This window comes from Chryseobacterium pyrolae, from assembly GCF_025153485.1.
Lineage (GTDB): Bacteria > Bacteroidota > Bacteroidia > Flavobacteriales > Weeksellaceae > Chryseobacterium > Chryseobacterium antibioticum.
In genome coordinates this window covers 41,743-54,482 of sequence record NZ_JANZQH010000001.1, presented here as the reverse complement: position 1 = coordinate 54,482, position 12,740 = coordinate 41,743, and the positions used below count along the sequence as shown (strand labels likewise).

General features: G+C 36.7%; 11 protein-coding genes. 1 reads left to right on the top strand and 10 read right to left on the bottom strand.

Translation table 11 applies throughout. The annotated features are described in order from the left end of the window. Positions 1-8: 8 nt before the first annotated feature. The 7 genes from NZD88_RS00275 to NZD88_RS00245 all read right to left on the bottom strand — a co-directional run bounded on the left by NZD88_RS00275 (position 9) and on the right by NZD88_RS00245 (position 7,088). On the bottom strand, positions 9-773 hold the full coding sequence (locus NZD88_RS00275; protein ID WP_259826530.1) for a TatD family hydrolase: 765 nt from the start codon (positions 771-773) through the stop codon (positions 9-11). Positions 774-777: 4 nt separating this feature from the next. After that, on the bottom strand, positions 778-1,320 hold the full coding sequence (locus tag NZD88_RS00270; RefSeq protein ID WP_259826529.1) for a DUF4269 domain-containing protein: 543 nt from the start codon (positions 1,318-1,320) through the stop codon (positions 778-780). Continuing rightward, positions 1,298-2,257: a GSCFA domain-containing protein gene (locus tag NZD88_RS00265; RefSeq protein WP_259826528.1), complete on the bottom strand. Its 960-nt coding sequence runs from the start codon at positions 2,255-2,257 to the stop codon at positions 1,298-1,300. Before NZD88_RS00265 ends, NZD88_RS00270 begins: the two co-directional genes overlap by 23 nt. 88 nt (positions 2,258-2,345) lie before the next feature. Next, entirely contained in the window at positions 2,346-3,317 is a 972-nt protein-coding gene (locus tag NZD88_RS00260) for a polyprenyl synthetase family protein (protein ID WP_169235047.1), read from the bottom strand. 102 nt (positions 3,318-3,419) lie between these two features. Then, positions 3,420-4,562 carry an inorganic phosphate transporter gene (locus tag NZD88_RS00255; protein ID WP_259826527.1) on the bottom strand — a complete coding sequence of 381 codons (1,143 nt, stop codon included), beginning with the start codon at positions 4,560-4,562 and terminating at the stop codon, positions 3,420-3,422. Positions 4,563-4,576: 14 nt separating this feature from the next. Beyond that, positions 4,577-5,215, bottom strand: a complete 639-nt coding sequence (locus tag NZD88_RS00250; protein WP_034705775.1) for a DUF47 domain-containing protein — start codon at positions 5,213-5,215, stop codon at positions 4,577-4,579. Positions 5,216-5,366: 151 nt separating this feature from the next. Further along, the gene (locus NZD88_RS00245) at positions 5,367-7,088 is read right to left on the bottom strand and encodes a DEAD/DEAH box helicase (protein ID WP_259826525.1); all 1,722 of its coding nucleotides are present in this window, start codon (positions 7,086-7,088) and stop codon (positions 5,367-5,369) included. A 624-nt stretch (positions 7,089-7,712) separates the two neighbouring features. Here NZD88_RS00245 and NZD88_RS00240 point away from each other — a divergent pair. After that, entirely contained in the window at positions 7,713-8,384 is a 672-nt protein-coding gene (locus tag NZD88_RS00240; protein ID WP_259826523.1) for a DUF2461 domain-containing protein, read from the top strand. A gap of 125 nt (positions 8,385-8,509) precedes the next feature. Here the strand turns inward: NZD88_RS00240 and NZD88_RS00235 are convergent, their stop codons facing one another. From NZD88_RS00235 to NZD88_RS00225, 3 genes are all read right to left on the bottom strand, one after another. Continuing rightward, the gene (locus NZD88_RS00235; RefSeq protein WP_259826514.1) at positions 8,510-9,568 is read right to left on the bottom strand and encodes a diphosphomevalonate decarboxylase; all 1,059 of its coding nucleotides are present in this window, start codon (positions 9,566-9,568) and stop codon (positions 8,510-8,512) included. 181 nt (positions 9,569-9,749) lie between these two features. After that, entirely contained in the window at positions 9,750-11,519 is a 1,770-nt protein-coding gene (locus NZD88_RS00230) for an AMP-dependent synthetase/ligase (RefSeq protein ID WP_259826512.1), read from the bottom strand. Next, complete coding sequence (locus NZD88_RS00225; RefSeq protein WP_259826510.1) at positions 11,516-12,529, bottom strand: NAD-dependent epimerase/dehydratase family protein; 1,014 nt, start codon at positions 12,527-12,529, stop codon at positions 11,516-11,518. The genes NZD88_RS00230 and NZD88_RS00225 overlap by 4 nt, the downstream gene beginning before the upstream one ends. Positions 12,530-12,740: the final 211 nt, after the last annotated feature.

Sequence of the window (12,740 nt, the reverse complement as noted above, 5' to 3'; positions counted from 1 at the left end):
TTAAATGATTAGTTCCCAAAGATTTTTTCAGCATTTTCCGTAGTTAATCGGTCAATTTCTGAAAAGTCTTTCCCATAGATATTCACTAGTTTTCCCGCTACAAGATCAAGATATGAGCTTTCATTTCTTTTTCCCCTGTGCGGAACCGGAGCAAGATATGGGGAATCTGTTTCCAGAACAATTTTATCCAAAGGAATTTCATTCAGAAACTGATCGATCTTCCCATTTTTAAATGTTACAACCCCTCCTATTCCCAATATAAAATTAAGATCTATTGCATGTTTGGCTTGCTCCAGATCTCCTGAAAAGCAATGGAAAATACCGCGAAGTTTCGGGTGTCTCTTTCTTTCGAGCACTTCAAATGTTTCATCAAAGCTTTCTCTGGTATGAATAACAATAGGAAGATCCTTTTCTATAGCCCAGTCGATTTGCTGTTCAAAAGCTTTAACCTGAATATCCAATGTTGTTTTATCCCAGTAAAGATCGATTCCGATCTCCCCTATCGCAGGAAAACGTCTCTGATCAAGGTAATTTTTAACTATTTCCAGTTCTTTTTCCCAGGATTCAGGTTTTACGTAGCATGGATGAAGTCCCATCATAGAGATGATCTGTCCAGGATATTCTGTTTCCAGTTGAAGCATTTTTCCATGCGATTCCGAATCAATAGCGGGAAGGTAAAACTTCGTGATTCCTTTATCTACAGCCCTCTGAATGGCCTCTTTTCTGTCTACATCAAATTCTTCTGCGTATAAATGGGTATGTGTATCAATCATTTTCTTAAAATTTCAATAGATCTTCATAAGGGTTTTCTAACTCCATCAACAGGCCAAAAGCAGGCTCAGTTTTGATTCCCTGTTTCTTCAGTTCTATTATTTTATGTTTAAATTCTTCTCCTTGTTCCTGTAATATTCTGTATTCAGCAAGCATGTGACGGTAAGCATTCTGCTCAAGAGATGGCTTATCCTGTCCGAAAATTTCGACCTGAAATTCTTCCAGCATGAAATTCACAACCATACTTTTCTCTCCATTGATCATCATATTTTCAACTTTCACCTCTGCGTCTGTCGGAATTAACCGGCTAGACCTAATATCATCCAAAAACTCCTCTTCAAACTGAAGATCTATCTCACAGATAATGTCCAGATCACTGTTTTCAATATCGATCTCTATAGGAATTGTTCCCGCCAAAACAGGCGAATAGGCTTTTAATTTCTCAAAAACCTTATATTTTTCAAGAACTTCGTAAGCTCTTTTTTGCTTTTTATTTCCGGATTTCAGATAATTGAGGTTCGTAAAATCAATCATTTGAAAAAATTTCATGCCTTACTTTTTCCCTCTGAAGTTCAATTTTTTCGTTCAGCTTTTCTCTAAACTCTATATATTTCGGATCCTTTTCATCTTCGGTTCTGTGTTCCAGCGCTTTATTAATCTTAAAATTTTCTTTAATAAAACTTTTAGTCTCATCAGAAAAATAAGCTTCTCCAAACTTATCAAAAATGTAATTGACGGCCTGTGAAGTAGGATGAATCATATCTTCCTTATAAAAACGATAGTCACGCAGATCATCCATCAATATTTCATAAACAGGAAGATAATGGCAATTTTCCAGCTGTGAAACAGCTTCATGAACGGCAGTGATCAGTTTAGATTTGCTCAGTTGGTTTTCAATCATTCCATCTTTTGTATGGCGTACAGGAGAGACTGTAAACAGAATCTGTACATCATCCCGGCAGATATCTTTCAGGTTTAACACCGTATTGTAGATGGAATCTGTAAGTTCCTGATGGGAAAGCAGTCTTTTTTCAAAAAATTTCTGTGGAATCTTATGACAGTTGGCAGCCAGTTTTTTCTTGGGGATAAATTCATAAATAAATGAAGTCCCGTAGGTAATAATCACCCAACCGGCATCCTGCAGAAAGCGGTTTCCTTCTTCTATTCCTGCATTGATCTTATCCAGAGTCTGATGGATGTACCGTGTATCAAAGCTGCTGTGGTGATCCAGTGAAATGAATTCTTCGTTAAAAGTGATCAGTTCTTCCTCGTCATAAAATTCTGAATCATGGAGCCTTTTGACCGCATTACTGATCGAAAAAGGATTAAAAATGGTCCCAAAGGGATTATTAACGGTCTGAAGCTGCCCCTGTCCCAACAAGTCTGTCATTTCTGAAGCAAAACAAGACCCTATTGAAAATATTTTATCTTCAACATCTATCTTTTTCTCCGACTTTGGAATGTCAACTTCAGTTCTGAATTTCATTATTAAGTAAGGGATTAGGGTTTAGAAATTAGGGCTTAGATAGCTGCTACAAACAACTCATCCCTAAGCCCTAAATCCTACTACCTTATTAACTCTCTCTTCTCAACAGATAATTCGCCAGTTCCGCGAAAGGTTTTTTCTTATCTTCAGGAATATTGATTTTCGCCAGATAGCTCTGCCCGATCTCATTGTGCGTTTCAATCAGACGCAATGCTTTCTCGTCTACTTTTGTTCTTCTGAAGATCTTCTCAACACCGTATACTTTATCGATATTATCGGTCTTTTTACCATACCAGTGATCCAACTCTTTTCTTTCTTCCTCTGTAGCATGTTCTCTGGCTAAAAGATAAAGGATTGTTTTCTTATTTTCATAAATATCTCCGGCATGTTTTTTCCCAAACTGAGCCTGATCTCCGAATACATCCAGATAATCATCCATAATCTGGAAAGCGATCCCAATGTGTTTTCCGAAGTTGAAAATAGCTTTGGCATCTTTAAAATTGGCTCTTGCAATAAGCGCTCCTATTTCAAAAGAAGAGGCACTCAAAACTCCGGTTTTATAAGTAATCATTCTAATGTAATCATCATAAGTTACATCCTCCTGAGTTTCGAAATTGATATCGTACTGCTGCCCTTCACATAGAAGAAGTCCTGTATGGGTAAATATTCTGATACAAGCCTTGAAAATTTCAGGCTCAAGGTCTTCAAAAAATTTATAGGCTTTCAGCATCAGTCCGTCTCCGGAAAGGATTCCAACGTTGATCCCGTGAAGGGTATGAATGGTGGGTTTATTTCTTCTCAGAGGAGCCTCATCCATAATGTCATCATGGATCAGGGTAAAATTATGGAAAAACTCGATCGCCAGTGCGGGTTTAATAGCCTGTCTGAGATCTCCGCCGAACAGGTCACACGCCATCAGTACCATAATAGGACGAAGACGCTTACCGCCGTGGGAAATGATGTAGTTCATCGGATCATAGAGTTCCGCAGGCTTATCTTTAAAAGTGTACTTCGTGATCGCTTCAGCTACGATCTGCTGGTATCTGTCTAAAAATTCCATAAAATCTTATAATTTGAACAAAAATACAATTTTTCGGGGCTTTATAAAACAAAAAACTTTGCCCCGGAGGACAAAGTTTATATTATAATTTCAACTTTTATCTTAAGTCAGAAATGTTACTACCAGATAAGTAATCCCTGCAACAATTGCTGAAATAGGAATCGTTAATACCCAAGCCCAGAGAAGGCTTACTGTAATTCCCCATCTCACCGCAGAAATTCTTTTCGTTAACCCTACCCCGATGATAGACCCTGTGATCGTGTGTGTTGTAGATACAGGAATACCAAAATGGTCTGTAAGGAATAAAGTAATGGCTCCTGCTGTTTCAGCACTTACCCCTTCCAGTGAAGTTACTTTTGTAATTTTAGTTCCCATTGTTTTGATGATCTTCCAACCACCACTCATCGTACCCAATGCGATCGCAATGAAAGAAACCAAAGGAACCCAGATATAATGTTGTGCAAAATAATCGAAACGCCCCGCAGATGGAATATTAAGATAATCAGGATCCTGAAGCATATTAACGTGATAATAGATCATCGCTGCTCCTATAATACCCATTACTTTCTGTGCATCATTCAAACCATGTCCTAAACTGAACAAAGCTGAAGAAGCCAACTGTAATCTCTTAAATGATTTATCTGCTTTATACGGATTCGATCTTTTATAAAGATGAACAATAATTAAAGTGATAATGATTGAAATAATCATCCCAATAATCGGAGCCATAAAAATGAACAGGAAAATAGGAATTACTTTATCAAATTTAACAACACCTTGCTGGGTAACCTGATAGCAAGCTGTTTTAAAAGTTTCCCATGCTCCTAAATTAGGTTGAGTAGCCACAACTTCATGATAATCCATCATAAAAGCATGCATTAAGGCTGCTCCCAGAAATCCACCGATCAAAGTGTGTGATGATGATGAAGGAATCCCAAACCACCATGTTAAAAGGTTCCAGGCTATCGCAGCGATAAGACCTGAAAAGATTACTTCTAATGTAATAAAGTTTTCATTAACCGTTTTGGCTATCGTATTCCCAATTTTAAATTCTCCAATAATGTAAGCTGCAATAAAGAAAGCGGCAAAGTTCCATAGAGCTGCCCAAAGTACAGCCTGGAATGGAGTTAAAACTTTTGTAGAAACGATGGTCGCAATTGAATTCGCGGCATCATGAAAACCATTGATATAATCGAAAATTAAAGCCAGTGCAATAATAACTATTAGTAAAATCGGAAATTCCATTTTTGTTATTTTGTTTAGGCGTATTTAATCATGATGTTCTCAATAGTATTGGCAACATCCTCTGCCTTATCGGTTACTATTTCAAGATAATTAAGTACAGATGAAACTTTGATAATGTTAATCGCATCATTGGTTTCAAATAAATCAACCATTGAATTGGAAAGCAGGTCATCTGCAATATTTTCAATAGAGTTTACTTTGATACAAGCTTCTTTTACCTGGTCCATATTCTTGAAACCTTTAAGGTTTTTCATCGCGTTCTGGATCTCAAGACATGCCTTGTGGATCAGAAGTGAGAAATCCGAATAAGCCTTCATTTCAGGAGATTTATACAGGAAGATGTATTTTGTGGAAGCGTAGATGTAATCGGCGATATCATCAAGGCCTGTTGCCAGTGTGTGGATATCTTCACGATCGAAAGGTGTAATGAAGTTTTTTCCCAGCTCAATGAAGATCTCATGTGTAAGCTCGTCATTTTTATGTTCGTAGTCACTCATTCTTTTTAACATCGTATCGTCATTAAGATCGAAATCTTTAATCCCGTTGTTAAAGTCTTCAGACATTGCAACTAAGTTTTCAGTTACTTTTTCAAAAAGTACAAAGAAAATTTTATCCTTCGGTTGAAAAGCGTGGAAAATATTACCAATTCCCATTTTTATGTATTTATAATTTGAGTGCAAATTTCCTAAAAAAGGATTTGCCCTGAAACTATATAACATTAAGTTTTGTTAACATACCATTAACGCCTGATTATCAAACAAAAAAACCGGCTGTAAAGCCGGTTTATATAGTTTAGAATGAGTGTTAATTTGCCTCTTCGGCTCTCATATCTTTTCCTTTGAATTTCATTGATGCAATATTATTCAAAAGCTCTCCTTTAAATGATTTTTCAATTTCAAAGAAAGAAAATTTCTCTAAAATTTCAATATCACCAATTTCTGCTCTTTTTTTGCTTCCTCCAGCTGGTGAAGTCGCTTTATTAATAATATCTAAAACATCAAGTTTTTTCAGTTGATCTTTTTTCCCTAAGTTGAAGAAGAATCTTACCATGTTTTCATTCTTTCTTCTAGGTTTTCCACCACGTTCTCTTCCGCCATCTCTGTTTCCTCTTACGTCACGGTCTCCACGATCACGATCTCTTCCTCTATCGCGGTCTCTTCCTCTACTATCTCTATCTCTTCTAGAATCATCATCTCTAGTGCTGAATTTTTGGTCAGCAAGATCATGTTTATCTTTGTAGTACGTCGCAAGATCTTTCAATTGGAACTGCAATAATTTGTGTACCAATTCTTCTTTTGTAAACGCGCTTAGATCCGGGATTAGGTTATCATTAAATTCAAATACATCCAGGTGCTCCGTAAATAACTTTTCGAAAACGCCTCCAACCTGAGCCTTGATAACATCCTCTCCTGTTGGGATAAATTTTTCAACGATATCGATTTTCGTTGTAGATTTTATTTGCTTTAATTTTCTGCTTTCTTCAGGCTTGATCAAAGAGATTGAAATACCATCTTTTCCTGCTCTACCTGTTCTTCCGCTTCTGTGTACAAAAACTTCAGGATCATCCGGTAAAGAGTAGTGAATAACATGAGTCAATGAATCTACATCCAATCCTCTGGCCGCAACATCTGTTGCCACCAAAATATCGATGTTTTTCAGTCTGAATTTCTTCATTACTGTATCTCTCTGTGCCTGAGAAAGATCTCCGTGAAGTGCATCAGCAGCATAGCCGTTCTGCATCAGGAAATCTGCAACCTCCTGAGTTTCCATTCTTGTTCTACAGAACAAAATAGAATACTGGTTCGGGTTGGCATCAATCAATCTCTTAAGAGCTTCTTTTTTCTGACGGTATCCTACCACGTAGTATTCATGCTTGATGTTCTTTTTAACCTCGTTAATAGAACCCACAGAAATACGGTGCGGATTGGTAAGATAGTTTTTAGAAATTCTCTCCACTTCTTTATTCATCGTTGCCGAGAATAAGAACGTCTGCTTTGTATCCGGTGTTTCTCTTAGAATCGTTTCCAACTCATCTTTGAAACCCATTGAAAGCATTTCATCAGCTTCGTCTAAAACTAACCAATGAATAGCAGAAAAATCAAGTGCTTTTCTGTTGATAAGGTCGATTACTCTTCCTGGAGTACCTACAATAATTTGCGGCTTGTCCTTTAAAGAACGAATCTGATCCATAATACTGCTTCCACCGTAAACCGCTGTGGTTTTGATGTCTTTCATGTACTTGGAGTAATTTTTTATGTCTTTAGAAATCTGAAGACATAGTTCCCGTGTCGGACAAAGCACCAAAAATTGGATTTTGCGACTCGTTTCGTCAATCATATCCAAAATCGGAAGCGAAAACGCTGCTGTTTTGCCTGTCCCTGTCTGCGCAAGTGCGATCAAATCGCGAATATCTGAAAGAATGAAAGGGATAGTCTGTTTTTGGATTTCTGTCGGGCTTTCGTAACCCAGTTCGCCAACTGCCTTAAGTATATCAGGACTTAAATTGGACTCCGTAAATAAATTCATTAAATATTTTAAAATTTTTGCAAAGATACAACAAATATTTGATTTGTTTTTGAATAAAGTTCTAAATATGTAAACTTTAATTCACAATCCTCTAATATATTTTTAATTTTTAAAAAATTAAATCCAAAAAAACAGGTCTTACATTAAAAACATGCTAACCATTGTTTTTTTTTATTAAATTTGATTGATTTTTTCTGTATTATTTATGAATTTTCAAAAACAGCACCATGAAATGTAAATTTACTTTTAATAATCCTATTTATTATCATGAGAACATTTCCAGTATCCATGGTTACATTTCAAGATTTACCGATCTCTTAACAATGTTCAATTTACGACTTATTTGAGGCTCTTACAAATTTACAATTATTTTTTCCAAACCGTACAATACCAACTTTTTTTTATTGGATTTCCTCTTTTTTCAGCCTCTTTTCCAAAATTTAATCTTAAAATTCACACCTCATCGGATCCAATTTGTATGCTTCATTTTACAATTTTCATCTGTTGAAATTCTCCACTTCATTAAGCATAAAAAAGGTACCTCATCACTTAATTTTGGTCAGCATAAGTTTATTTTTTAACTTGGTTCAATAAAACACTATTTTACATTAAATTTCCAAAAGCATGAGTACCATTAAGCCAGAAACCCTGACATTTTTAAAAGATTTGACTCAGAATAACAACCGCGAGTGGTTTACTGAAAACAAAAAACTTTACACAGAATCACAGGAAAATGTCATCTCATTTCTTGACGAACTGATCAAAGAGATGGCAGAATTTGATGAAGAATTAGGGAAAATTGACGGTAAAAAATCTTTGTTCAGAATTTACCGTGATACGAGATTTTCAAAAGATAAAATACCTTACAAAACGAATTTCGGAGCTTCTTTAGGAATGGGCAAAGGAAGTCAGAAAGGCGGTTACTATCTTCACATCGAGCCCGGGAAATCTTTTCTCGCCGGAGGAGTTTACATGCCGGAATCTTCCGTTTTGAAAGAAGTACGAAAAGAAATTTCTCTGTATGGTGCGGATTTTCTCAAGATCATCAACCAAAAGGAATTTAAAAAACATTTTCCGGAATTGGATCAGGACGATAAACTTAAAAAAATTCCCCAGGGATTTGAAAAGGAAGACCCAATGGGAGACTATTTGAAACTTAAAAGCTTTATTGTGGTTTATCATCTGAAAGACGAGGAAGTTCTGGATAAAAATGCCGTAAAAAGTATGACAAAAATTTTCAAGTTGATGAAACCTTTCAATGATTTTCTGAATACTCCTATTTCTTTAAATTTATAAGAGTAAAACATCAATATCAGATTAAAAAAAATGCGTCATCTGCGATATCCATGAGAGATTTTTCCCAACTGGTTTCGCAGATGACGCAGCTCGTTATGTATAGTAAAAGCTACAGTATTTTAAATCTAAAACCTCATCACATCCTTCACTACTCCATTCTTCTGGGTATGTTGCAGTAATTCTGTTTCGATAAAGATTTTGATTTTTTCTTCTGAAGGGTCATTCGGAAATAACAGATGAACATTTGCTCCGGCATCCAGCGTGAAAAACAAAGGAAGTCCTGTTTCTTTCCTGAAATCCCAAATCTTGTTGATGACCTCCATGGTTCCTGTTTTCATCAGAATAAAGGCAGGATCGCTCATCATCATCATAGCATGAAGGGTGAGAGCTTCGTGTTCAACCAATTTTATAAAACGCTCCATATCCCCGTTTTTAAGAATTTCCTTCATCGGAACAAAATTTTCTCTTGCTTCCTGGAATCTTCTTTCAGCGTAAGGATTGGTGTTCATTAAGCCGTGTCCTACGGTTGAAGAGACACTTTTTTGACCTTCATGGATCAATAAAACCCAGTCGTTGAAATTTTTGAATATATCATGAATCTCGGCATCAGGATATTTTACAGCAAATAGGTCTGAACTTCCTTCTACTTCTTCCGAAGTTCCCCAAACAACCAATCCGTTGTACAAACTTCTGCAAGCGCTGCCACTTCCTAATCGCGCTAAAAATGAGGCTTTTCTTAAAGATTCTTCTTCAGAACCCTTTCCTGAAAAAGCTTCGTCCAGTTTCATCAGACATTTGGCTATAGCTCCAAATCCGGAAGCAGAACTTGCAATCCCGGAACTGTGCGGAAAGGTATTTTCTGTTCTGATAATATATTTTCCTTTCAGTACCCATGGAAGATACTGCTCGATATTTTTAAAATATTTTTCTATTTTTTCTGCAAATTTCACTTCTTCATTTCCTGCCAGAAAGGTTTGCACAGAGAAAGATTCATCAGCTAAAAACTCCATAGACGTATTTGTTTTGCAATGATTCAAAGTGTAACTGATGCTCGGGTTGGCAGGGATCTGGTTTTCGTATTTACCCCAGTATTTGATCAGGGCAATATTGGACGGACAGCTTTCTGAAACGGTCTGGGTATGGATGGTGAAATTTTGTTTTCCTAGGAATTCTTGTGTTGTCATAATCTGATTTAAAATGGTAAAACGCTTTTATTCAACCACAAAGGCACAAAAGAATCTTAACACTTAAGTTATTGATAAAGTTAAATAAAACTGTCTATTCAAGACCACTTAAGTTTTCAAAAATATTTGATTTTTATTTGAAAAAACCGTTTGTCTTTTTTGTGGTTTAGATTGTTTTATTTTAATACATTTTTTCTATAATATCTGCATATTTTTTAAGAACCACATTTCTTTTAACCTTCAATGTTGGTGTAATCTCGCCGGTATTGATATCAAATTCAGCTGGCATCAGCGTGAACTTCTTCACCTTCTCATAATCTGGCAGATGCTCCTGTAATTCTTTAATTTTATCTTTATATAAAGTAATAATTTTATCATCTTCCACGGCTTTTTCCCAATTGGTGAAAGGAATATTGTTTTTCTTGATAAAATCCTGTAAAAATTCAAAATTAGGGACAATAAGAGCCGACACAAACTGCCTTCCTTCTGCCACCAGCATAATCTGCTGGATAAAATTATTATTGGTAAGAAGATTCTCGATCTGCTGTGGTGCTACATATTTCCCGTTGGAAGTCTTCATCAGATCTTTAATCCTGTCTGTAATGATCAGATTTCCTTTGTCGTCAAATTTTCCGGCATCTCCGGTTTTGAACCATCCGTCTTCCGTGAAAACTTTCTGGGTGTCTTCAGGCTTGTTGTAATAGCCTTTCATAATACCATTTCCTTTAGCCTGAATCTCATCGCTTTCACCGATACGGATTTCTACACCCGGTAAAGGTTTTCCGCTGGTACCGTGTTCAAAATGAGTCAACGGGAAAAGGGTCAGTGTAGCCGTAGTTTCTGTAAGACCATATCCTACGATGACATGAATGCCTACTGAATCGAAGAACCTGGTGACTTCTGGTGACAATGATGCTCCTCCGCAAGGTAAGAACCAAAGTCTTCCCCCCATTTTTTCTTTAATTTTGCTGAAAACCAGCATATCTGCAACAGATTCCTTCAGTTTTAATCCAAAAGGAATTGGTTTTTCGTTTCTTCTCAGTTCTGCAGTCTGCCACCCTGTTGCCAGTGCCCAATCGAAGATCTTTTTCTTAGTTGATGAACCTTCTTCTGCTTTTTCTAACACTCCGGCATATACTTTCTGGAAAAATCTAGGCACCGCACACATCATGGTAGGCTTTACTTCTTCCAGCGCTTTGGCAATATTCTTGGGATCTTCCAGGAAATATACTCTGGCACCACCATAAAGGCAAAGCAAGCTCCAGCTTCTCTCGAAAACGTGGGTCAAAGGCAGAAATGCCAATGAAAGTTCCTCCTCAAAGTTTTTAAATTTAAAAAATTCAAAGTGTGAATCAAATGCTTTGATAAAATTCCCATGGGTAAGCATCACCCCTTTCGGAGTTCCCGTAGTTCCTGAGGTGTAGATCAGTGTAGCGACATCATCATTTTCTTTGTTAATGATCTCCAGCTTTGGTGAAGACTTTGCAATAAAATCTTCGAGATAAAAACTGTTGAATTCTTTCTTGATCCAGATTGATTTTTTGGAAACAATGATCGTTTCCAAGGGGTTACCTTCTTTCTTTACAAGTTCCAGACACGCATCATACTGCTCCTGACTTCCCACAAGAACAGCTTTTGCAGACGAATCATTGAAGATATATTCTGCCTGTTCTGCATTGTTTGTAGAATAAATAGGAACGCTGATTGCACCAATGGCCATGGAAGCCAGATCAAAAATCATCCATTCAGAAGAGTTATCCGAATAAATGGCGACTTTATCATTTTCCTGAATTCCTGCATCTTTCAGTGCATTAGCTGTTCTAAAAACAATCTCGCCCAGTTTTTTCCAGCTCAGTTCTTTCCAGGTTTCATCTTTCTTTTTAAAGCCTATCGCTGATTTTAACGGATGTTTTTCTATATTTTTTAGGATAATTGCTGCTGCAAGATTCATGAATTCAGCTTTTTGTCGTTAATATAATTGTTAAGGTGAAAATCAATACTTTCCTTTACGGGAATAAACTGATAATCAAGCTCTTTTTTTATTTTTTGGTTGGAGATGGTGTTGAGGGATGATATGGATTCAATATTGGACTTTGTAATGATTCTCAGTTTCGGAATCAGCCAGCCAAATAGGATATTGGCCAGTCTTCCTAAATTTAACTGAGATTTTGTAAGGATTTTTGCCTCTTTTAAACCAAGCTTCGATCTGATCTGCTGCCCAAGCGTTGCATATTTTTTGTTTTCCGATATCAGAATAAAACGTTCTCCGAAAACATTCTTTTCCATAAGTTCGATGCAAATTTCAGCTGCATCTCTTACATCTATATAACTCGTTCCACCGGAAAATGTAAAGCCATTTTTTTCAAAAGTCAGGAAAATATCTCCACTGCTCTGACCCCAGTTTCCGCTTCCTATAATCATTCCCGGGTTCACGATTACGGTATTCAAACCTTCGGCAGAAGCCCTCCAGACTTCCATCTCAGCAAGATGCTTAGAAATGGCATAGGCAGAATGTTCTTCTTTGGGATTGAATTCAGAACTTTCGTCTAATTCTCCCTTTTCATTAAAAAGATCCAGAACGGCAATCGTACTGACGTGCAGAAATTTTTCAACCTGCGAACCTTCACATGCAAACAGCAGGTTTTCGGTACCCTTTACGTTGGTATGGTACATTTCTTTTTCATCATGAGGATGGAAACTTACTTTTGCGGCACAGTGATAGACCTCATCTACCCCTTTTAATGCATTCTGCAGAGCATCCAGATCATCAAAATCCAGGTCTATCCATTCGATCTTATTAAAAAGATCATCAGAATTTTCTGTATAGACACTGTAAGAATGCCTTACATCGTTTAAATTGCTGCCCGGTCTTTTGGAAGCACGTACGTTTTTCCCTTTTTTAAGAAGTTCCAAAACGATCACCCTTCCCAGAATTCCGGTCGCACCCGTTACAAAAATCATTAATTATTTACTTGATTGCTGACTAAAATATGACAATATTTTCTATCCGGCAATTCTTCATTTTTCTGTAGAGATTTCATGAAAAACTGCTTATGCAAATTTGCGATTTTTAAAGCAGAATTCCACTTAATTTAACCAATATTATCATTATTCCGGTCTTTCAATGTCATCCTGTTTAAGTTGATAGAGTAACGAATGGATTGTTTCAACC